At 44.8% G+C, this 21336-nt stretch carries 20 protein-coding genes; 16 read left to right on the top strand and 4 right to left on the bottom strand.

What is annotated here, in order from left to right; all coding sequences use genetic code 11:
• Positions 1–153: 153 nt before the first annotated feature.
• Positions 154–732, bottom strand: coding sequence for a flavodoxin family protein (locus I2I33_RS04070; RefSeq protein ID WP_087420606.1), 579 nt, complete (start codon positions 730–732; stop codon positions 154–156).
• Positions 733–1287: 555 nt separating this feature from the next.
• On the opposite strand from I2I33_RS04070, the gene I2I33_RS04065 reads away from it, so the two are divergent.
• The 6 genes from I2I33_RS04065 (at position 1288) to miaA (ending at position 4989) form a co-directional block, all read left to right on the top strand.
• Positions 1288–2379 (top strand): pyridoxal-phosphate-dependent aminotransferase family protein, encoded by a 1092-nt coding sequence (locus tag I2I33_RS04065; RefSeq protein WP_087419872.1) that lies wholly within the window; start codon positions 1288–1290, stop codon positions 2377–2379.
• A 17-nt stretch (positions 2380–2396) separates the two neighbouring features.
• Complete coding sequence (locus I2I33_RS04060; RefSeq protein ID WP_087419873.1) at positions 2397–2732, top strand: CCC motif membrane protein; 336 nt, start codon at positions 2397–2399, stop codon at positions 2730–2732.
• The gene (locus I2I33_RS04055; protein WP_087419874.1) at positions 2725–3030 is read left to right on the top strand and encodes a DUF2752 domain-containing protein; all 306 of its coding nucleotides are present in this window, start codon (positions 2725–2727) and stop codon (positions 3028–3030) included. The genes I2I33_RS04060 and I2I33_RS04055 overlap by 8 nt, the downstream gene beginning before the upstream one ends.
• Positions 3031–3040: 10 nt before the next feature.
• On the top strand, positions 3041–3367 hold the full coding sequence (locus I2I33_RS04050) for a CCC motif membrane protein (protein ID WP_087419875.1): 327 nt from the start codon (positions 3041–3043) through the stop codon (positions 3365–3367).
• Between the two features lie 13 nt (positions 3368–3380).
• Positions 3381–3986: an IS1096 element passenger TnpR family protein gene (locus I2I33_RS04045; protein WP_087419876.1), complete on the top strand. Its 606-nt coding sequence runs from the start codon at positions 3381–3383 to the stop codon at positions 3984–3986.
• A gap of 94 nt (positions 3987–4080) precedes the next feature.
• On the top strand, positions 4081–4989 hold the full coding sequence (gene miaA / locus I2I33_RS04040) for a tRNA (adenosine(37)-N6)-dimethylallyltransferase MiaA (RefSeq protein WP_087419877.1): 909 nt from the start codon (positions 4081–4083) through the stop codon (positions 4987–4989).
• Positions 4990–5183: 194 nt separating this feature from the next.
• On the opposite strand, the gene I2I33_RS04035 is transcribed toward miaA, so the two are convergent.
• Positions 5184–6176 carry a DMT family transporter gene (locus tag I2I33_RS04035; RefSeq protein ID WP_087419878.1) on the bottom strand — a complete coding sequence of 331 codons (993 nt, stop codon included), beginning with the start codon at positions 6174–6176 and terminating at the stop codon, positions 5184–5186.
• Positions 6177–6294: 118 nt separating this feature from the next.
• On the opposite strand from I2I33_RS04035, the gene I2I33_RS04030 reads away from it, so the two are divergent.
• Positions 6295–7671, top strand: a complete 1377-nt coding sequence (locus tag I2I33_RS04030) for an aldehyde dehydrogenase (RefSeq protein ID WP_087419879.1) — start codon at positions 6295–6297, stop codon at positions 7669–7671.
• 50 nt (positions 7672–7721) lie between these two features.
• Positions 7722–7886, top strand: a complete 165-nt coding sequence (rd, locus tag I2I33_RS04025; protein WP_065219960.1) for a rubredoxin — start codon at positions 7722–7724, stop codon at positions 7884–7886.
• A gap of 129 nt (positions 7887–8015) precedes the next feature.
• On the opposite strand, the gene I2I33_RS04020 is transcribed toward rd, so the two are convergent.
• Together I2I33_RS04020 and I2I33_RS04015 are read right to left on the bottom strand one after the other, a co-directional pair.
• A complete protein-coding gene (locus I2I33_RS04020; RefSeq protein ID WP_087419880.1) occupies positions 8016–9626 on the bottom strand; it encodes a fumarate hydratase in 1611 nt (536 codons plus the stop codon).
• A gap of 153 nt (positions 9627–9779) precedes the next feature.
• Positions 9780–12347, bottom strand: coding sequence for a zinc-dependent metalloprotease (locus I2I33_RS04015; RefSeq protein WP_087419881.1), 2568 nt, complete (start codon positions 12345–12347; stop codon positions 9780–9782).
• 196 nt (positions 12348–12543) lie between these two features.
• Here I2I33_RS04015 and I2I33_RS04010 point away from each other — a divergent pair, with 196 nt between their 5' ends.
• The 8 genes from I2I33_RS04010 (at position 12544) to I2I33_RS03975 (ending at position 21129) form a co-directional block, all read left to right on the top strand.
• A complete protein-coding gene (locus tag I2I33_RS04010) occupies positions 12544–13785 on the top strand; it encodes a M48 family metallopeptidase (protein ID WP_087419882.1) in 1242 nt (413 codons plus the stop codon).
• A gap of 12 nt (positions 13786–13797) precedes the next feature.
• Positions 13798–15042 carry a competence/damage-inducible protein A gene (locus tag I2I33_RS04005; protein WP_087419883.1) on the top strand — a complete coding sequence of 415 codons (1245 nt, stop codon included), beginning with the start codon at positions 13798–13800 and terminating at the stop codon, positions 15040–15042.
• Between the two features lie 385 nt (positions 15043–15427).
• On the top strand, positions 15428–16495 hold the full coding sequence (locus I2I33_RS04000; RefSeq protein ID WP_087419884.1) for a hypothetical protein: 1068 nt from the start codon (positions 15428–15430) through the stop codon (positions 16493–16495).
• A gap of 366 nt (positions 16496–16861) precedes the next feature.
• On the top strand, positions 16862–18043 hold the full coding sequence (locus I2I33_RS03995) for an OmpA family protein (RefSeq protein ID WP_229128181.1): 1182 nt from the start codon (positions 16862–16864) through the stop codon (positions 18041–18043).
• A 179-nt stretch (positions 18044–18222) separates the two neighbouring features.
• Positions 18223–18771, top strand: coding sequence for a peptidylprolyl isomerase (locus I2I33_RS03990; RefSeq protein ID WP_027201156.1), 549 nt, complete (start codon positions 18223–18225; stop codon positions 18769–18771).
• A 137-nt stretch (positions 18772–18908) separates the two neighbouring features.
• On the top strand, positions 18909–19988 hold the full coding sequence (aroC, locus tag I2I33_RS03985) for a chorismate synthase (protein ID WP_087419885.1): 1080 nt from the start codon (positions 18909–18911) through the stop codon (positions 19986–19988).
• Positions 19989–20070: 82 nt separating this feature from the next.
• The gene (locus I2I33_RS03980; protein WP_027201158.1) at positions 20071–20361 is read left to right on the top strand and encodes a hypothetical protein; all 291 of its coding nucleotides are present in this window, start codon (positions 20071–20073) and stop codon (positions 20359–20361) included.
• A 57-nt stretch (positions 20362–20418) separates the two neighbouring features.
• Entirely contained in the window at positions 20419–21129 is a 711-nt protein-coding gene (locus I2I33_RS03975) for a M48 family metallopeptidase (protein ID WP_087420608.1), read from the top strand.
• Positions 21130–21336: the final 207 nt, after the last annotated feature.

The raw sequence follows: 21336 nt of genomic DNA, 5'->3' as shown, positions 1-21336 counted from the left end.
TTCACTGTTTTTTATACAAAAAGCGTACCTGTAATTGCCACTATCAGCTATTATGACGAATTGGCATAAAATAAGTTCGGTTTTTGTCCTGTTTTTTATGACAAGGGATGAACTTCCGGATGGTTTATTTTTCTTAATTAGTTTGTATTGTAATTATTTCAGGGCTTTCAGGGCGATTTTTCGACAAAGCCGGAAATCTTTTTCCTGCAAGGGGGATTTTTTCGTACCGCCTCTCTCGACGGTGGCGACGATCTTGAATCCGCTCCATTTGAGAATTTCCTTTAGTGCTTTGACGGTTCCTCTCGTTTGGTTGAAAAGTATATTGAACGGGTAGGGAGTCGTGCAGGTACTCACGATGATGGCTTTTTTCCCCTTGTGTAGCGGTAGGGGAATTCCCTTCGGGCTTTCGCCCATCATCCCGTAAACGATGCGGTCGAACAGGAGTTTTAATTCTCCCGGTAGGTTTCCCCAGTAACACGGGGAGCCGACGACCAGCACGTCACATTTGTTTATTAATTGAAGAGTGGCTTGAGCCCCGTCTTCCGGGAGAACACAAGTTAAGTTTTTCCGGCAACTCATGCACCCGTTACAGGGCTTTATTTGTAAATCGTGAACATGGATGACTGAAACGTTCGCTCCCTGTTTTTCAGTTTCTTCTTTTATGGCCTCCAACATTTTCGAGATGTTCCCGTTTTTCCGGGGGCTTCCGTTTATAATCAGAATGTTCTGCATGAGATCGTTAATAATAAATTTGTAAACTTCCAAAAGTAATTATTTATTTTTACCCGGGGAAGTATTGGTGAGGTTAAAAATGGATGTCCTTTTTTAAAGGCAATAATATACTATTGTATTGGATGCGTTTGGAAGTTAAAATAACGATTATTTATGATAGAATGTATGTTGCGTATTAAAATAAGAAAAGAGTGTGTGTTATATTTGTATAAATCCTGTTAAAATGGCGGTTATAAGCGGGCGACTAGGCGGCGATAAGGCGGCGAGAGCGCCTAACAGGCAGGCAACAGTCTGGTAACCGTAAGGCAACTTGGATAAGATAGGTAAGTGAAACGATTATTTTCGTGTAGGAAAAAAGTTGGAAACGTGATAGAATCTGAAATTATTACTATATTTGGAATGGCGGAAATAAATCCGGTGCTTGAAGGTACGGGGAGGTGTTTTTTACCGCTAATTAATTGAGTAATATTTGCTTGTATCCTTGTGTCAGGAGATAAGTTGAATGGAAAAGTAAATGATTAAGAGTTAAGAAAATTAAATATTAGTTCAAAAGAGATGGAAAAATATCTGATACCGTTAGTGCCGGGACCTGTTGCTGTTCCCCAGGAGATTTTGAAAGTTGCTGCCACGAATTTCGGGTCTGCCGATTTTGAGCCGGAGTATCTGGCTTTGTACAAGGATACGGAAAAATTGTTGCAGAAGATGATGGAAACCCGTAACCGGGTGGTGATTCAGACGGGAGAAGGTATGTTGGTGTTGTGGACGGCTTTAAAAAGCACGTTGAAACCGGGCGATCGAGTGCTGGTGCTTTCTACCGGGTTGTTCGGTGAGGGATTCGGCGATATGGCCAAGGCGCTGGGATGCGAGATTCGGGTGCTGGATTTCGGTTATGATGAGACGATTCATGACTTTGATGCCGTGGAAAAAGCGATCGTGGAGTTCAAGCCGAAGATGATCACGATGGTGCAGAACGAAACGCCTAGTGGGACGACGAACCCGGTCAAGGAAATCGGTGATTTGAAAGTGAAACATGGGGTATCGTTGCTTTGCGTGGACATCGTTTCCGGTCTGGGGGGAACCCCGATACACGTGGACGACTGGCACGTGGATTTCGCCTTGGGTGGTTCGCAAAAATGTCTTTCGGCCCCGGCTAATATGTCATTCCTTTCCGTGAGTGAGGAGGCTTGGAAGATCGTGGAGGAGGTGAATTACGCTGGATACGAGGCCTTGTTACCTTTCCGGAATGTAACCGAAACCGGGTACTTTCCGTACACGCCCTACTGGCAGGGAACAGCCCAGTTGCATAAGGCTTGCGAGCTGATTTTCGAGGAAGGGTTGGAGAGTTGCATCGCTCGTCACGAGAAGGTGGCTGCCTACTGCCGTGAACGGATTAAGGAGATGGGATTGAAGATCTACCCCGTGAAAGGAGCCGTGTGTTCCCCGACCGTAACTGCGGTTTACGTGCCGGAACACATGACTTGGGAGCGCTTGGATTCGGAATTGAGAGTGCAAGGGATGGTCGTGGGAGGCAATTATGGTAAACTGGCCGGGAAAGTATTCCGGATCGGACATATGGGTTCCCAGGCAAACATCAACCTAATCAAGGAGGCAATGGATATACTGGAAACAGTGGTTCATGATATATAAAATTTAAGGTATAAATTATGGGAGATTTTGACGGAGAAAGGAAAGACTTACCGAATGCCACGGCAGCGCTTGTTTTAGGAGCGCTGTCGTTGGTGTTTTGCTGGTGCTACGGGATCATCGGGTTGGTACTCGGTATTCTGGCGGTGGTACTGGCCTCGGCTCCCCGCAAGGCTTATCTGGAGAACCCGGAGCGATTCACGGAAGTATCCTATAAGAACTTGAACGCCGGGAGAATATGTGGCATCATCGGGATTTGTATCGGTGCGCTCATCCTGCTGGCGGTTATTCTTGCCGTCATTTTTGCTGTATATGCTTCGGTAAAACCCCATTTGCTCAACACGATAAATGTATGAATTGAGCATCTGGACGTGGCTGGAAGGGCATCAACTGCCTTGTCTGGTTAAAGACACTTTCGGGATCGAGTGTCCCGGATGTGGATTCCAGACCGCGATACTGTTGCTCTTGAAAGGAGAGTTGTGGGAATCCGTGAAAATCTATCCGGGGTTGATCCCCTTGATTGTGTTTATCGGCCTTGCCATGGCGCATTTTGTAGGGGTGAAAAAAATTACTCCCGGGGCAATAAAATTTGCTGGTTTTGTTTGCTTGCTAATAATTTTAATTTCATATTTGCTTAAATTAATAATTCATTAAAATTACGACCATGGAGATAATGGAAATGAAGAAAAAGGATCTTCCTAACGCGACGGCAGTGTTGGTTTTAGGGATTTTGTCTCTGGTGTTTTGCTGGTGTTACGGGTTCGTGGGGTTGGTGCTGGGAATCCTGGCGGTAGCCATTGCTTCCGGGCCCCGGAGGGCTTATCTGGAACATCCGGAAGAGTACACGGAGGCTTCCTACAAGAATCTTAGTGCCGGACGGGTTTGTGGTATTGTTGGAATCTGCGTGGCGTTGGCTGTTGTCGCTTTCGTGATTTTAGTGATATTGGGTGTAACGGCGCTGGGCGTCGGGTCGGCATTGATGCTAGGTTAAAATAAAATAACATATGGACTACAGATTTGAAATCAGTTTACCGACTAGTTCGGATTTTAGATGTGAGATTGCTGTTGGTGGAGAACAGACGTTTCAACAATTTCACGATAAAATAGTTGAGACGTTGAATTATGACAGCTCTCAAATGGCATCTTTTTTCACGCTTGACCGGATGGGAAACCGGGTGAAAGAAATTGCATTGATGGATATGACGACAGAGGACGAGGAAAATGAAACGCTCGTCATGGACAACACGAAAATCAGTGACATCATTAAACCGGGGTGTCTTGAATTAGAGTACGTGTATGATTTCTTCTCTAACAAATATTTTAAGGTAGAGTATGCCGGGGAATACATTCGTGATTCGTCCGACGTGATGCCGGTATGCGTTGCTTGTGAGGGGGATATTCCGGAACAATTCTCTTACGAGGATGGGAATGCTGATTGGGAGTTTGACAAGCCGGAGGAAGAGTACGAGGGGGATTATGACGATAGTTTCATGGAAGAGTTCGGTAACGGGGATTATGACGACGAGGATCGCCAAGACCGGGGTGGTGATGATGAGTATTATCGTGATGAACGCTACGAGAGCTTGGATGATTATATAGATAGACTTTAATTATTTTGGATTTTAGATTTTAAATTTTAGATTCCAGCCGGACAAGGTTTATTTTTTTAATTTAAAATCTAAAATCATTAAATCGAAAATTTGCATGGGGACGTTAATCGTATTGCTTGGACCGACAGGAGTGGGGAAAACAGATTTGAGTATTGAGTTGGCCAAGATGTATGGGACGTCGATTATTTCATGTGATTCCCGACAGATTTACAAGGAAATGTATATCGGAACTGCCGTGCCGGAGCGAGAGCAACTGGAGGCAGTTCCTCATTTTTTTATACAAACGGAGTCTGTCCGGAATTATTTTAATTGTTGGGAGTTCGAGCAACAAGCGCTTCGGAAGATCCGGGAGTTGTTCGAGACGAAAGAGGTGGTGATCATGGCGGGTGGTTCCATGATGTACATTGACGCCGTGTGCAAGGGAATTGACGAGATGCCCACGATTGACGAGGAAGTGCGTTTTTCCGTGAAAGAGATGTTTGAACGGGATGGAATCGAGGCGTTGCGGATGTTGTTGAAAAGGTTGGATCCCGTGTCATATACCACGGTGGATTTGAAGAATGCCAAACGGATCATGCACGCTTTGGAAGTTTGCCTGATGACCGGAAAGCCTTATTCTTCTTTTTTGACCGGGAGCGTGAAGGAGCGGGAGTTTGACATCGTGAAGATCGGGTTGAACCGGGAAAGAGAAGAATTGTTCGACCGGATTAATCGCCGGGTGGATCAGATGGTGGAGGACGGAATGGAGGAGGAGGCCCGTAGTCTTTATCCTTTACGCCACCTGAATGCCTTGAATACGGTAGGGTACAAGGAGTGGTTCGATTACTTTGACTGCAAGTTTGACCAGGAAGAGGCTATCCGGCTCATCAAACGAAATACCCGCCGATATGCAAAAAAGCAACTTACCTGGTATCGCAATGACGCTGATATTCATTGGTTCCATCCGGATCAAAAAGATGAAATCAAACGTTTTCTTTTAAGTCTTGTTGATTTTAAATTTTAAATTCCAACCCCCTCTAGCTCCCCCTTGGAAAGGGGGAGGACATGCACCATTGTTACATTGTAGTGCTTTCTTGCGTTTGTTTCTCCCCCAGTGTAAGGGGGAGGATATACTCCATTGTTATGTTGTAGTGTTTTCTTGCGTCTGTTTCTCCCCCTGTGTAAGGGGGAGTTAGAGGGGGTAGTTTTTTCAATTATTTAGTCCGTCATGTATTGTTTCGAGCGATTTTCTTCCACTCGTTTTGGAGGCATGATCAAGATGAGTAGGGAACCTAGGATGATGATGCAGGCCAAGATGTAATCTCTCGTGTCCAAGTCGGGGCGCAAGTCGATGGAGTAGACAGCAATCCATGCCTCCAGACCGAAGGTTAGCATGGGCTGGAAGGCCCGGAAGGTCATGAAGGTTTCGGCAGTTGCCGTTTGCAGGGTGGCGTAGTATAGGTACGTGGAGAGTGAGGTGAGTAGGAAACCTGTCACGCAGGCGGCAATAATCGTCATCGGGTGGAATATCTCGGTGAGCTTAGGCAGGTAGAGCATTGAAAACGGGATGGCCATAAGTTCCTTGGCAAAATAGTGTTCCACGAGGGCGATCAGGATTAAGAAAAGTATGACCGACGTGCCACCCCAGAACATGGTGAACCCGGAGATCCCGCATTTTTGGCGTACGGAGGTGTTGGGACTGGCGATAGTGGTTTTTTCGACCACAATGGCTCGTGTACAGCTTGCCAGAACTGCCAGGGAGACGAGAATGGAGACCCGTAGTTGTATGGCTTCCGGGAGGGTACGGATAAACAGGATAATGCCGACCGTGATCACGAGCATCCCCACGATGTCGCTACTGTGGGGTTTTCTCTTGAAAAAGATGTAGGCCAGTATTGCCGTTACTACAACTTCTATGTTGATTAACAAGCTGGTTTCGGTACTGGTGATGTACAGGTAAACTGCGGCTAGAAAGAAATTCCGGAATATTTGCAGTAACGTGTACAGCCATGAATAACCGACACCTGCTTTCCAGCCTTCTGCGGTTACAGGTTTTCGGATAAGTAATAGCGCGACTCCCCCGGCGAAAATCTGCATGGAGGCGAACACGAGAATGTTGGCCTCGTAGTTTAACAGGCAAAAACGGGTGATGACACTGATGATCGACCATGTTATGACTGATAGTAAGGCATATAAAGCACCTATTTTCATATTTTGTTTTTTGTTTCTCTCCGGATATAACGATTCGATGGAGAAAAGGTTTTTTGTCAAAATAAAATATACCTTTGTTTTAGTATTTATAACAACATGATACAGGAATGATTGAGATATGGTAGAATCGGAAACTAGAAAAGAGGAGTACACGATTCCTTTACGGGAGTTTTTTGATAAGGGAATGACAAGGGAGGTCGCTTGCAGGATAGGACGTTTGAGGGCGTTGAGGCGGGCTATTACCGGACAGATGGAAGAGATAAATGCGGCTTTGTGGAGTGATTTGAGAAAGTCGGGGGGAGAGGCTTACCTGACGGAGATCGGTATGGTGTTGGGGGAGATTGACTATCACGTGAAACATCTGAGACGGTGGGTGAAACCCCGACGACTGGCAACCCCGTTGGCTTTTTGGCCCTCGAAAAGCCGGATCATGTACGAGCCGTATGGCGTTGTGTTGATCATTGCCCCTTGGAATTACCCGTTTCAATTATTGTTGGAACCTTTAATTGGTGCCATTTCTGCTGGGAATTGTGTTGTGTTGAAACCGTCTCCTTTTGCGCCGGCAACGGCGGAGGTTATAAAGAAGATTGTTGCGGCAGTTTTTGAACCCGCTTATGTATCTGTGTTTGATGGAGAAGGGGATGTGGTGGAGCAGTTGTTGAGAGAGCATTTTGATTATATTTTTTTCACGGGAGGTCCCCGTTTCGGACAACATGTTATGGAAATGGCGGCGAAACATTTAACCCCGGTAACTTTAGAGTTGGGCGGGAAAAGTCCTTGTATCGTGGGGCGTGGTGCGAACGTGGAGATTGCGGCTCGTCGTACGGCTTGGGGAAAGTTTATCAATGCCGGGCAGACGTGTGTTGCCCCCGATTACGTGTTTGTGCATGAAGATCAAAGGACAGAGTTTGTTGAGGCCGTAAGACTGGCCGTGAAACGATTTTATGGGGATTGCCCGTATGAAAGTCCTGATTATCCGCGGATTGTTCACCGGGAGGGGACAGAAAGGTTAGCGCGCTTGATGCACTCTTCCGGACAGGTGGTTGTCGGGGGTGAGGTGAACGTGGAGGAAAAGTATATTGCTCCTACGGTACTGATTGACGTGGAGTCTGATAGTCCGATCATGCGGGAAGAGATATTCGGTCCCATTCTACCCGTACTGACCTACCGGGAGATAGATGACGTGATTCGTTTCGTGAATAAGCGGGAGAAACCCTTGGCCTTGTATTATTTCGGAACCGAGCGAGAGGCTCGTGAAGTTTTAAACCGAACCTCTTCGGGAGGGGCTTGTGTGAACGACACAATCGTGCATCTGGCAAATCCCCGTTTGCCTTTCGGGGGTGTGGGGATGAGTGGAATCGGAAAGTATCACGGGAAAGCAAGTTTTGAACTTTTCAGTAATTTACGTTCCGTGGTAAAATCTTTCACATTTTTTGATAACCATTTTCGTTATGCCCCGTATAAACACTTGAATTTATTGAAAAAATTCATGTAATGTCTGGTGAGTTTATTATATTTGTTGGAAACTTTAAAACAATGAAGATTATGAAAAAGTACATTTGCACAGTATGTAGTTATATTTATGATCCTGCAGTAGGTGATCCAGATGGTGGAATCGCACCTGGAACCGCATTTGAAGATATTCCGGAAGATTGGGTTTGCCCGCTTTGTGGCGTTGGTAAAGAAGATTTCGAACCGGTGGAAGAGTAAATGAAGTTAAAAGATAAAAACTAAAAGATAAAAGTTGAAAGCTGTAAAAAGTTCCATTTTTATCTTTTAGTTTTTAACTTTTATCTTAATAAAAATAGAGGCGAATCCTGAGATTCGCCTCTATTTTTATTAATGTGCCCATTCGGCAAAGAAGTCATTTCCCTTGTCATCCACGATGATGAATGCCGGGAAGTTTTCCACCCGTATTTTACGGATAGCTTCCATCCCCAATTCTTCAAAGGCAACGATTTCTACTGATTTAATGCTTTCTTTAGCCAAAATAGCTGCTGGTCCGCCGATAGATCCTAAGTAGAAACCACCGTGTTTCTTACAAGCATCTGTAACAGCTTGAGAGCGGTTACCTTTGGCAACCATGATCATAGAACCACCGTGATCTTGGAAAAGGTCAACATAGGGGTCCATACGTCCTGCTGTGGTAGGTCCGAAACTTCCGGAGGCCATCCCTTTCGGGGTTTTAGCCGGTCCTGCATAGTAAATCGGATGATTCTTAAAGTATTCCGGCATGGGCTTGCCTTCATCTAACATGGCTTTGATGCGGGCGTGAGCGATATCGCGGGCAACGATAAGTGTTCCGGACAAGTTCAAACGGGTTTTAACCGGATATTTTCTTAGTTCTTTCAATACTTCTTCCATCGGTTGGTCGAGGTCGATGTTCACGGCGGGGGCTAATGCCGAGTTCTCTGCCGGTAAGAAACGAGCTGGGTTCTTTTCCAGTTGTTCCAGGAAGATACCGTCTTCCGTGATTTTAGCCTTGATGTTCCGGTCGGCACTACAACTTACACCGATACCCACGGGGCAGGATGCCGCGTGACGAGGCATACGGATGACACGTACGTCGTGTACCCAGTATTTACCACCGAATTGAGCACCGATACCCATATCTTGACAGATTTTCTGAATTTTGGCTTCCCATTCCAGATCACGGAATGCCTGACCGCCATCATTTCCTTCGGTCGGAAGATTGTCATAATATCCTGCGGAAGCTTTCTTCACGGTTGTCAGACAGGCCTCGGCGGAGGTTCCACCAATGACTACTGCCAGATGGTAGGGAGGACAGGCTGATGTTCCCAAGTCTTTCACTTTATCCTTGATGAACTTGGTCAGTGCTTCCTCGGTCAACAAGGCTTTGGTCTGTTGGTACAGGAACGTCTTGTTTGCAGAACCACCGCCTTTGGTGATGAACAGGAACTCGTATTTATTTCCTTGAGTGGCATACAGGTCGATTTGAGCCGGCAGGTTCGTGCCGCTGTTTTTCTCATCGAACATGGTGTAGGGAACTACTTGAGAATAACGCAGGTTACGATCCCGATAGGTTTCGAAAACTCCCTTGCTGATGGCTTCCGCATCATTACCGTCAGTCCACACGTTTTCGCCTTTCTTACCGATAGCGATGGCTGTGCCCGTGTCTTGGCAGGTGGGAAGTTCGCCTTCGGCGGAAACCACTTGGTTCATCAACATGGTATGGGCCACGAATTTATCATTGTCGCTGGCTTCTGGATCTTTCAGTATATTAGCTAATTTCTGCAAGTGAGAGGCACGCAGGTAAAAAGAAACATCTGCATAGGCTTCACGGGCGAGTAATTCAAGCCCTTCTTTTTGAATTTTCAATATTTTACGTCCTTCAACTTCGATGGTTTTCACGTAGTCTTTTGTCAGTAAGCGATATTCCGTATTGTCTTTTTGAATCGGAAATGGTTCTTGATACTTGAATTCTGCCATAATTCTTTATTGTTTTAGTGTTGTTAATATTTTTATTCCTATAACGGAAAAATTTCTTTAATATGTCGCAACGAAATTAGAATTAATAAATGAGAAGTCCAATAAAAAAGCCGGACAAATTTGGTCCGGCTTTTATGAATATTAGGCTAATGACTAGTCTTTGAATAACTTGTCAATAGTCATGATTTGGTAATCGTAGAATGCGCGGGTAGCGGCATTTCCGGTTCCCCGTTTTTCTTTGTAAAGAGCTTGTACTTTTTTCAACAATGATAACATGGCAGGACGTCCTACTGATGCAGGAAGTGTCGCAGCATTCATTGTCATGCGGAAGTAGTCATATTCTCCCAGATTACATGCCGCATGGCTACAAAGTTTATGTTGGCTATTTACACTGTTTTCTAAAGTTGCCAATGCCTCGGTCGGATCGATGGAAGTAAGTCTTTTCGGTGCAGAGGCCGCAGGAGTAGCTTGAAGACCACTCATTTGGCAGGCAATGGTTACTAAAGCAGCTTGCAAGTTCATTTCTTCGTGAGAAAGTGAACGGGATGCAAGGGTCGGAGCCATAAGTAATTTATAAGCGTCATTTACATAAGCATCAAGCTTATAAGCGTCTTTTTGGCCGGAGCGTTCTCCCTCGTATATACTACCAAGAGTAGCCGCGTTGAAGATTTTACCTACCACAGCGTATTGTAATTGATCGTACATATTCGGGTTTAATTCCAATTTCTCTCTCAGGTCATTCGTGATCAACCATTTCGGGCAGGTCGTTACTTCGTTTACTAACCATTTGATCGCTTCTTGTTGTTTGGCTCTCGGGATGTATTTTTTAGCTACACCACCTTTGCCGTCTTGTACCAGGTCCGTGAATTCAACACCACCGGGGTAAGCCAACACGTGGCTAAGCATTCTTTGGTACTGGCTCAGGATTCCATTGTAGTACATTTTTATGTCTTTATACGAGGCTCCCGGTTTGCTGCACCATTGTTCCAAGTTGTTCATGATGATCTTGAGGTTCTTGATACAAAGTGAATTGGCTTTCACGTGATCATCCCCTAAATCTTCTGTCTGGTCAGTCGGGTCAAGTGTCTGCGGGAATTGCTGCGCCCCGAAACGATACATCGGATCGTCAGATTTTTCTTCGATCCAGCTATTTAATGTTGCGACTTCGGCTTCCGGGGTATTAGCGTTCGGAATGATCCGGTAACCCCAGTTGATAGCGTAAATATCGTATACTCCTAATACGGGCGGAACGAGGTTTACACCGCGTTCGTAGTCTCCGGGTTGAGCCACGTAGTTGTTACGGGCGTAGTCCATGATACTCGGGGTGGTTCCGTATTTTTTCGTGAATGACGGACTGCGCAAAGAGTCCACGGGGAAAGAGTAACTTGCACCCATGTTGTGCATCAGACCTAACGTGTGTCCGATCTCGTGTGATGCCACGTAACGTAAAGATTCATTCATCACGTCGTCACTGAATACTTCCGTACGAACGCGAGGATCAACGGCTCCCGTCTGAACGAAACGCCAATCGTGTACAAGAGAGATCACGTTGTGATACCAGATCACGTCTGCCACGAGAATTTCACCGCTACGAGGATCCACGTAACTCGGTCCCATGGCGTTAGCAGTAGGTGTTACGGCATAACGCACACAATTGTAACGAATATCGTCCGGATCAAAGTTCGGATCGTCGGTCGGGTAATCTTTGGCGATAACTACATTTTTGAAACCTGCTTTTTCGAAAGCGATGTTCCAGTCCTCGATACCTTGTTTAACGGCACCTCTCCATTTTTCAGGGAAAGCATTATCCACGTAGAATACAATCGGTTTTACCGGTTCCACGAGTTCTCCGCGCAAGTAAGCAGCCATATCTTTCGGCTCGATTCTCCAACGGTGGATGAATTCGAAATCTTCCACGCGGTCTTTATCGCTCGTGTAGAAGTTCCGGGGAGTACTGAAATAACCAACACGTCTGTCTTTGTAACGCATGGGCATGGGATCTTTATCCAGTTCAACAATAGAACGACGAACAACAAGGGTAAGAGGACCGTTTTGTCCGTTATAGTTCATTTGAGAGGAGATTTCCATGTTTCGAGGGAAGTTCTTTACCTCTTTCACGCGAGATGCGGATGGGTCGAACATGGCGCTCGGTTTTTTACCCGTCATCGGGCTGGAGCCCATCGGGGTAATACATTTTTCATCCCGTCCGAAGAACGCGGTCATGTCGATCAACAGCGTGTCACCCTTGGTGGCTTTCACCTCGAAGGTCTTCATGATCGGGTCATTGAAGTTCCGTTTGAAAGATGGGGCGATAGGATCACCTTCTCTTAACACGTCCTCGCAAAGCACTGAGTGCATGTATACGTTCGTGGAATCCGTTGAGAAACGAACCATGAACGGATCGTCGATCATCTGGCCTGCCACGAAATCGGTCGGGGCGCTGGTTTCAGAAAGACGATTGGCAATCAAGTAGATCTTGTCCAAGTTACGAGCCTGGATTGCCCACATTAAGGTTCCTTTCGGGGTGTAGTAAGCATCAATAACTCCCGGTAAGTGTTTAGCTCCTTTCACTTGCTTGTCGAAAGCAGATTCTTTAGGAGCAGGAGGTGTTGCGGTCTGTTCGGTTTTTGCTTTTTTCTTCTTTTTCTTGAAAGGGAAAGCTTGTGCCGTGGACCCTGCAAGTAATGACAGGGCGACAACCGCGAGTAAAATTTTCCTCATAGTTCTCTTCGTTTAATCAATTAATTATATCTCGTTTATTAGATTTGTGTACATACATATTTGTGTGCAACGTTTTCAACAGCGGGCGAAGGTATGTAAAAAAGAATCGAATTTATCTTACCGTTTTGTTAAAGTTTCATCCGAAAGACGATTATTATTGTACCTTTGCAAGCAATGAATCTTAAAAACAGATAAAATGAGTTCCGAAACCATATTTTTTATCATTGTTGTTTTCCTGTGCTTGGATTTCGTGTTGGAGAGAGTATTGGAGTTTTTGAATTCTAAATATATGTCTCCCGTGTTACCTGATAGTCTGAAGGGAATTTATGACGAGAAGGAATACAGTCGTTTTCAATCCTACAAGCGGGAAAACGGGAGGTTGGATAGTTGGAGTTCCGGGGTCGGCTTTGTCGTGATGATCGTGTTTCTCGTGGCAGGAGGTTTCGGGTGGTATAATAGTTGGGTGGTTTCTTTGACGGATAGTGTGGTTTGGCAGACCATTCTTTTCGTGGTGGGGCTTTCCGTGGTCTCTTCCGTGTTGGATATACCTTTTGATTATTACGCGACTTTCCGGATAGAGGAAAAGTATGGTTTTAACAAGACTACGAGGCGGGTCTACTGGTTGGATACGGTGAAAGAGTTGGTTCTTTCGTTGGTATTGGGAGGGGTATTGTTAGCACTTGTGGTGTGGTTCTACACGTGGGCGGGGACTTATTTTTGGTTGTACGCTTGGGGTGCTGTTACCCTGTTTTCCGTGTTTATGGCCATGTTCTACTCGCAACTGATCGTACCTTTGTTTAATAAGCAGACGCCTTTACAGGAAGGTGCGTTGAGGGATAAGATACAGGCTTTTGCGGGGAAAGTCGGGTTCAAATTGGATAATATATACGTGATTGACGGATCGAAACGCTCCACGAAAGCAAATGCTTATTTCACGGGGCTGGGGCCTAAAAAGCGGGTCGTGTTGTATGACACGCTGATTGACGAGTTGACGGAAGAGGAAATTGTGGCCGTGCTGGCTCATGAGGTCGGGCATTACAAGAAACGACACACGTTACGTTCTATGGTGGTTTCCGTGATACAGATGGGAGTGCTTTTCTGGTTGTTTTCCTTGTGCGTGAATAATGCGGCTTTGTCAGAGGCGCTGGGCGGGGACCGGGCATATTTCCAGCTGGGATTAATCGCTTTTGCCATTTTGTATTCTCCCGTGAATTTGATTTTGGGGGTCGGGATGAACGTGTGGTCCCGGAGTAACGAGTACGAGGCGGATGCTTTTGCGGCCCGGTATTACGAGGGTGGTTACCTGGTGTCCGGTTTGAAGAAAATATCGGTGAAATCGTTAAGTAACTTGACACCCCATCCCTTGTACGAGTATATCTATTATTCTCATCCGTCGTTATTGAAACGGATAGATGCTATAAAACGTATTCACGAATAAAAATATAAACGAATGAAAGCTATTATTATTACTATCGGGGACGAGATTCTGTTAGGACAGATTCTGGACACGAATTCACAATATATTTCGAGGCAGTTGACCCGTTTGGGGGCCGAGGTGGCGGATATTTTGTCTATTGCTGATCAGCGGGAGGAGATTTGGCAGTGGGTGGATTACGCGATGAAACAGGCGGAACTGATCATCGTGACCGGGGGATTGGGACCGACAAAGGATGACGTGACGAAAAAGGTGCTGGCAGAATATTTCGATACTCGTTTGGTGATGAATGAAGACGTGTTAAAATGGATCGGGAAGTTGCTGGAGAACGGGGGAATGAGGATGAACGAGGGGAATCGTAGTCAGGCTATCCTACCGGAATCGGCCAAAATTCTTTACAATCGGAAAGGGACGGCTTCCGGGATGTGGTTTGAACGGGACGGAAAGGTATTGGTGTCTCTGCCGGGTGTTCCTTTCGAGATGGAGGATTTGATGATCCAGTGCGTGATCCCGGAATTGCAGCGCTTGTATCCGCATTTGCATCTGGATTACAGAATGTTGAAAGTGTATGACATCCCGGAATCGGAGTTGGCTCTTTTGTTGGAGAAATGGGAAGAACATTTGCCGGAAGGGTTCAGCTTGGCTTACCTGCCGTCGCCGGGATTTGTGAAGTTGCGCCTGACGGCTAAGGGGGATCAGGTTTTTAACCTGGATGCCCGTTACGATAGCTTGAAAGAGGCTCTTGAAGGCCAGCGTTACACGGAAGGAGAGAATGGCGGGACGGAACGGGAGCTTGGGGAATTACTGATGTTGAAGGGAAAGACGATTGCCACGGCAGAGAGTTGTACGGGTGGAAATATCGCAGCTCAGCTCACGTCGATAGCCGGTTCTTCCGCCTACTTTAGAGGGAGCGTGGTGGCGTATGCCAATGACGTGAAGGAACGAGTGCTGGGAGTTTGTCCTGAAAGTTTGGAACAATTCGGGGCAGTCAGTGAACCCGTGGTACGGCAGATGGCAGAAGGAGCCCGCCGTTTGATCGGGACGGATTATGCCGTTTCTACTTCCGGAATTGCCGGGCCGACTGGCGGTACGGTGGAGAAACCGGTGGGAACCGTGTGGATCGGGGTTGCCGGACCGGAAAGAACGATTGCTCGCAAGTTCGTGTTCTCGTTTACCCGTGAAAGAAATATTGGTAAGGCCACGATGAAGGCGATTGAAATGGTTATCGAAGAAGTGCGTAACGGGGCAGTAAATAGATGAATTGTTTATAAAGTGAATCCGTCGTGAATCATAGTAAAAAGGCGGGTCTCGGTAAACTTTTTTGTATTTCATGTTCCTATTTCGAAAATATAAATTACATTTGCACATCTCACTCAGAAAATAATACAACGTGTAGCGACGCTGAAGGTATTATAAAGCCTCCGGTGCGTGGCTATGCGTAGTGTTAAATTTTGGGTGAGATCTTAATTTACAGTCCGGAGGCTTTTATGTTTTGTATGTAATGTAAATAATACATATTGATATTGTTCGTAGGGTAACAATTTTAAAATTCTAATTTCACTAAAATAGCGGGGCCGTGACGGTTACCCGCTTTTCTTTTGCGCTTGGCAGGAATTTTGTTATATTTGAGGAATAAATCTTTGCTATGAGAAAGTTTACATTGTTACTGTTTTTCGTTGTTCTTTGGTTGTTTTCTTACGCTCAGATGGGTGGAGAACAATATTTTGTTGATATACATGGTGATTTGCGTTATGAATCTCGGGATAGATTTCAAGCATCACTTTCCACGAATATCTTCGGGGATAAGGTTTACAAGGATAATCGGGGAAATGAGGTGAAATATTCGAAGACGATGTGGGAGAAGGTGCCGGGGAAGGATAGACCTTATTTTGAAGATTTCTTGTTCTCTGAACTGATACATAAATATCGGGATCGGAGAAACGTGCATGAGGTGTATGAAATCGATATTTTTGGAGATGCACGATACCGGAATAATCAGGGACAATCCATGACATTAAGGCGGAATATCATGGGGGAGTTGGAATATTCCAGTAACGAATTTCGAGCCACGTTAGGAAAAGATATTTTTGATAATATAATATACAAGGATAACCGGGGAAATAAGGTGACCTATTCAAAAGAGTTTCTTGACAAGTTCCGAAGAGGAAGGCATAGAGGAGACAGGAATGTCGAAGAGTTTTTGTTGTTAGGATTAGCCAAAGATGTCGGGAAAAAGAAAAATTACACGGAAGAGTATACCGTGGATATATTCGGAAATCTTGAATACAAGAATAGCGAGGGACGTCGGGTTTCGATAAAGAAAGATATTTTTGATGGTTTCGAGTATAAGGATAACCAGGGGGTAAGTCTTTCTATCCGGAAGGATATTTTTGATCATGTGCAGGTAAATGATTGCAGGGGAAATAAAGTGGATGTCGGGAGAGATATTTTCGGAGATCTCCAGGTGAAAGATAATAAGGGAAATAAATGGAGTGTAGAACGGGATATATTCGGGGATTTGAAGTTTCGTCATAATTATAAAGAGTGTGCAACTTTGAAGAAGAATATTTTTGATGAGAGAGAATATTCTGATAATAAGGGGAATAAAGTCAAGTATTCGAAGGAGTCGTGGGATAAGATGATAAAGAGGTACGGGGATGACGAGAAGGTTTTTTCGATGTTGTTAAAAAAGTTTTTCGTGGAATATCGTTAAGACCTTTTGTCATGCGATTGGGATTTTGGCATATACTATGGCGATGATTGTATTGTAGTCTGTCAATAAGGCAGGCGTGCGTGTTAGAGGTGTGTTGATTTGCAATTTTTTTACGTTCTTAATTTTAGCTTTATGGGTATATTTATGTCGATTGTCGTGTTTTATTAACAAAAAGATATTGTTTTTGGCATAATATTTGTTAATTATCTCCTTGTTTGAATTGGTATAAAGTTAATTAAAATTTTTAGTGTGATTTTTTCCTATGGGAGTGTAACATTTTTAAACGAAGTCCCGTATTTCGAGTGTTATTTAAGATCAGCTTAGATATATAACAAGCAAACAATAGTTAACAAACAGATGATGAATATGAAAAAGACGTTTATTTTGTTATTTGTAGCGATTTTGCCGTTATTGGCTAGTGCACAAAAAGAAGAGGTAAAAGTGACTGTGGTAGAAGAAGAATCTACGGCTCCATGGCGTGGCTTCGTTACCAATAAATTTTGGGATAACTGGTTTATTTCAATAGGTGCCGGTGGGCAAGTTTACTTTGGAGAAAGTGATAGTAAGGATGATTTCGGGCGTCGGATTACCCCGGCATTTGATTTCTCCGTGGGGAAATGGCTGATGCCGACATTAGGGATTCGGGCTCAAGTTGGTGGTTTCACGTTAAAAGGTTTGACGAGTGATCCTGCAAATATTTACGCTAAGGGTCCTTCTCGTGTAGACGGATATTACAAACAAAAATGGCAACAGTTTAACGTGCATGTTGATGGATTATTGAACCTTTCAAACTGGATCGGCGGTTATCGTACGGATCGTTTCTACGAGGCAGTGCCGTTTGCCGGTTTTGGAATGATTCATGGTTGTTCTTCCGTGGACAACACAAAGTTCATGTTCGTGGCAGGTTTGATCAATAAAATGCGTTTATCTAATGCTTTTGACTTTAATATCGAAATCAAGGGTAGTTTGGTTCCCCAGGCATTTGACGGTGAAACTGGCGGCAGCAAGGGAGAAGGTATTTTGGGTGTAACAGCCGGATTTACTTATAAATTCAACCAGCGTAATTTTAGAAGAGAGAAACCGACAGAAATCATTTCTACCGGAGTTTCACCGGAAATGTTGAGTGCTGCAGAGGCTAAATTGGCAGAGCAAATTCGTCGGGCAGATCGTTTGCAGGATGAGTTGAATCAAGCTCGTAAAGCTCAACCGCAAGTAGTTAAAGAGGTAAAAGCAGCTCCATTGGCTATTTTCTTCAATATCAACAAAGCAAACATTAGCGCCAAGGAAATGATTAACTTGAAATACTACGCAGAGATTATCAAGAACAATCCGAATCAAGTTTACAAGGTTACCGGATACGCAGACAAAGCAACAGGTACTCCTGCTTACAATCAGAAGTTAAGCGAGAAACGCGCTCAGAACGTGGCAGATGCTTTAGTGAAGAAATTTGGAGTTAAGGCCAGTCAATTGCAAGTCGTTGGCAAGGGTGGTGTTGACAATCTTTACGAGGGTGGAGTTCAATTGAGCCGCGTGGTTATCGTTGAATGATATTAAGACTACATAACTACTAACCATTTATACATTTTAGAGGCCGGGGTAAAGGGTGATACTTTTATCCCGGTCTTATTTTATTGCTCTTGCGGTTTTATATAACTTTTAGCTTTTCGCTTTCAGCTTTTCGCTTAATTAGTTGTATCTTTGCCCGTGAATAATTAAAAAACAGAGAAATGATAACAAAGAATAAGTTTGTAACCGTGAGTTACGAGTTGAGAACGGCAGCGGATGCAGAACCCATTGAGATAGCTGACGAGAAAACTCCCCTGGAGTTTATTTGCGGTCAAGGGCAAACGCTGGAATATTTCGAAATGAACCTGTTGAATTTGAATACGGGAAATTCTTTCGATTTTCATATCCCGTCAGCTAACGCTTACGGAGAGGTGAACGAGGACATGATTGTAGAGTTACCTAAAGATATATTCGCGGAAGTTGAGGCGGAAGAGTTGATTCCCGGAAACGTGCTGCCAATGCAGGATAGTTTGGGACGGCACCTGAACGGGACAATCGTTACCGTGGGTGACGATACGGTGACCATGGATTTCAATCACCCGATGGCCGGCAAAGATTTGTTTTTCAAGGGTAAGGTGTTGGCAGTAAGAGACGCTACTGATGAAGAATTGGAAAGCTTACATTCGCACAAATGTGGCGGTTGCCACGGTTGTGGGTCTGATGGCGGTTGCGGTTCAGAACACTCTTGCGGTGACGGTTGCTGCCACTAATTAATTGAAAATGGAAAATTGGGATGATCAAGTCTTGGTTTTCCATTTTTTATACAGACCAAAAGTTTAATCCATGTTGATCTTTGAATATTGAAGTGTTGTTTTCCTTCATTTTCAATTTTCAATTTTCAATTGTTATGAACACGATTGGTAAGCTATACACATTAACCTCTTTTGGTGAGTCACATGGGGAGGCGCTGGGAGGAGTGATTGATGGGTGTCCGGCGGGACTTCCCTTGTCGGTGGACGAGATTCAGTATGAGCTGGACCGAAGGAGACCGGGACAGTCTTCCGTGACTACTTCCAGGACGGAAGAGGACCGAGTGGAAATTCTTTCAGGAGTATTCGAAGGGGTGACGACAGGGGCTCCTATTGGTTTTATCGTGCGGAATAAGGATCAGCGGAGTCGGGATTATGACGAGATAAAAGATTTATTCCGTCCGTCTCATGCCGATTACACGATGCAGGCGAAATATGGTATCCGGGATTACCGGGGCGGGGGACGTTCGTCAGCCCGGGAACACGTGGTTCGTGTGGTGGGGGGAGCTGTGGCTCGTCAGATTTTGAAAAGATTGGGTATTTTCGTTCATGGTTACACGTCTCAAGTGGGGCCGATCGTGTTGAATAAAACTTATCACGAGCTAAATTTGGAGGAAACGGATGCCAATGTGGTACGTTGTCCTGATTCGGTGGTAGCGGGGGAAATGGAATTGTTTATCCGAAAAGTGCAGGAGGAACAGGATAGTGTGGGTGGGGTCGTGAGTTGTGTTATCCGGGGAGTTCCCGTGGGAGTGGGAGAACCCGTGTTTGATCGTTTTCAGGCCCGGTTGGGATATTACATGATGGGGATTAATGCGGCAAAAGGTTTCGAGTATGGCGAGGGATTCCATGCTGCAAGTATGCGGGGGAGTGAGCATAATGATGCTTTCATGATGAGAAACGGGCAAGTGAGGACCTTGACAAATCATGCCGGGGGAGTTCTGGGAGGAATCACTAGCGGGGAAGATATTTATTTCCGGGTTGCTTTTAAGCCCGTGGCAACGATTGGGCAGGAGCAACAAACCGTGAATTGTTTCGGGAAAGAGGTGACTTTCATAGCCCGGGGACGTCATGATCCATGCGTGGTGCCTCGTGCGGTTCCCGTGGTGGAGGCGATGGCTGCCATGCTGGTATTGGATATGATGCTGGAGGCCGGGAAAGTACCCTCTCGGGTATGAAAGAAGTAAATATTTTTTTGACAATAAGCTTGTTTAGGATGATATTCTTTATTAATTTTGTTGGAAATTAAATATCAGTGTTATGGCAAGTATTAGAAGATTGAAGAAAGATGTTGATTATTTGACTTTCGCGGTAATCGCCGATTGTATGAATTACAATTCTAGCGTGGGGAAGAGTGAGCCGGAAGTTGTTAACATCGTGAAAAAGATGGTTGAATATAGAAATGAAACGAGAAGTAAAATTTCTGCTCGTAAATCATTTAACGATAAGAAAGAAGCTAGATCTTATTATAAAGGAATATCTATCGATCTGTTGAAAACAGTAGACGGAGAATTTACCCGTTTGAGCGAGTTGGTAAAACAGAACGCTTAAATGATGATTGCCCCCAAATGTTTGAGCTACCACGTTCTGTGGTAGCTCTTTTTGATGATGAACGACGAGATTGTATTACCGGGAATCGGCAAGATAAAGGTGAGACGGGGAAAGAATATCCGTTTCCTCTCGGTGCGAATGGCACCGGGTAGAGGTGTGTGGGTAAACGTTCCTTTCGGGGTAAGCGGACGGCAGGTAGAAGAATTCGTGGATACACAACGGGACTGGATAGTGCAGAATTTGGCGAAGATCAAAGTTTACGAAAAAGACACGGGGGTGGGGTTAGGCATGGATTCCGAGGTGAAGACGAAGTTCCACGTGCTGAAAGTGCTTGCCTGTGATGAACTGCGTCCATACTATAAGATCGAGGGGAAGGAAATCCGCCTGTATATTCCCCGTGGTACGGCATACTCGAAAATTGCTCCCTACGTGGAGAATTTCTTGGTAGAGATTTATCGTATGGAGAGTAAGCGTTACTTGCCGGGACGCGTAAGGGAACTGGCTGGGCTGTTTGGTTTCCGTTACCGGGCATTGTCTTTTCGGAATAATATATCGAACTGGGGGAGTTGTTCGGCAGATGATAATATCAGCTTGAACGTGAAATTGATGAAATTGCCGGATGAGATTATTGATTACGTGATTCTGCACGAGTTATGTCATACGGTTGAAAAGAATCATTCCAGTAATTTTTGGGCGTTGATGGAAAAAGTGTGTCCCGGGTGTATGCAATTGCGTCGTAGGTTACGTCAGTATAATACCAGAGTTTGAACGGTATTTTTTCTTCACGGCTTGCTAGCCAGAACGTGAGAATGAACACGATTCCCAACATAAATAATAACATTTCGACTCTTTTCATGATGCAAGTTTTAATATACGTTTTATGCTGAAATGTGGCCAAATGTTACGTTCTCGGGCGTTTTTTATTGATTTATTTGTAAATGTTGGGAAAAGAGGAATCCAGCTTGAGGTTTATTC

It is taken from the genome of Butyricimonas sp. BSD2780061689_150309_C8, from assembly GCF_015560935.1.
Classification (GTDB): Bacteria; Bacteroidota; Bacteroidia; order Bacteroidales; family Marinifilaceae; genus Butyricimonas; species Butyricimonas paravirosa.
The sequence above is the reverse complement of the archived record's forward strand: the minus strand, read 5'-3'. Positions and strand labels throughout refer to the sequence as shown.

Excerpts from the sequence above, each read along its gene's own strand:
- I2I33_RS03990 (WP_027201156.1), top strand. The coding sequence starts at position 18,223 with ATGATAACAAAGAATAAGTTTGTAACCGTGAGTTACGAGTTGAGAACG.
- I2I33_RS04035 (WP_087419878.1), bottom strand. The coding sequence starts at position 6,176 with ATGAAAATAGGTGCTTTATATGCCTTACTATCAGTCATAACATGGTCG.
- I2I33_RS04055 (WP_087419874.1), top strand. The coding sequence starts at position 2,725 with ATGTATGAATTGAGCATCTGGACGTGGCTGGAAGGGCATCAACTGCCT.
- I2I33_RS04005 (WP_087419883.1), top strand. The coding sequence starts at position 13,798 with ATGAAAGCTATTATTATTACTATCGGGGACGAGATTCTGTTAGGACAG.
- I2I33_RS03995 (WP_229128181.1), top strand. The coding sequence starts at position 16,862 with ATGAAAAAGACGTTTATTTTGTTATTTGTAGCGATTTTGCCGTTATTG.
- I2I33_RS03975 (WP_087420608.1), top strand. The coding sequence starts at position 20,419 with ATGAACGACGAGATTGTATTACCGGGAATCGGCAAGATAAAGGTGAGA.
- miaA (WP_087419877.1), top strand. The coding sequence starts at position 4,081 with ATGGGGACGTTAATCGTATTGCTTGGACCGACAGGAGTGGGGAAAACA.
- I2I33_RS04030 (WP_087419879.1), top strand. The coding sequence starts at position 6,295 with ATGGTAGAATCGGAAACTAGAAAAGAGGAGTACACGATTCCTTTACGG.
- aroC (WP_087419885.1), top strand. The coding sequence starts at position 18,909 with ATGAACACGATTGGTAAGCTATACACATTAACCTCTTTTGGTGAGTCA.
- I2I33_RS04000 (WP_087419884.1), top strand. The coding sequence starts at position 15,428 with ATGAGAAAGTTTACATTGTTACTGTTTTTCGTTGTTCTTTGGTTGTTT.
- I2I33_RS04015 (WP_087419881.1), bottom strand. The coding sequence starts at position 12,347 with ATGAGGAAAATTTTACTCGCGGTTGTCGCCCTGTCATTACTTGCAGGG.
- I2I33_RS04020 (WP_087419880.1), bottom strand. The coding sequence starts at position 9,626 with ATGGCAGAATTCAAGTATCAAGAACCATTTCCGATTCAAAAAGACAAT.
- I2I33_RS04050 (WP_087419875.1), top strand. The coding sequence starts at position 3,041 with ATGGAGATAATGGAAATGAAGAAAAAGGATCTTCCTAACGCGACGGCA.
- I2I33_RS03980 (WP_027201158.1), top strand. The coding sequence starts at position 20,071 with ATGGCAAGTATTAGAAGATTGAAGAAAGATGTTGATTATTTGACTTTC.
- I2I33_RS04060 (WP_087419873.1), top strand. The coding sequence starts at position 2,397 with ATGGGAGATTTTGACGGAGAAAGGAAAGACTTACCGAATGCCACGGCA.
- I2I33_RS04065 (WP_087419872.1), top strand. The coding sequence starts at position 1,288 with ATGGAAAAATATCTGATACCGTTAGTGCCGGGACCTGTTGCTGTTCCC.
- I2I33_RS04010 (WP_087419882.1), top strand. The coding sequence starts at position 12,544 with ATGAGTTCCGAAACCATATTTTTTATCATTGTTGTTTTCCTGTGCTTG.
- rd (WP_065219960.1), top strand. The coding sequence starts at position 7,722 with ATGAAAAAGTACATTTGCACAGTATGTAGTTATATTTATGATCCTGCA.
- I2I33_RS04070 (WP_087420606.1), bottom strand. The coding sequence starts at position 732 with ATGCAGAACATTCTGATTATAAACGGAAGCCCCCGGAAAAACGGGAAC.
- I2I33_RS04045 (WP_087419876.1), top strand. The coding sequence starts at position 3,381 with ATGGACTACAGATTTGAAATCAGTTTACCGACTAGTTCGGATTTTAGA.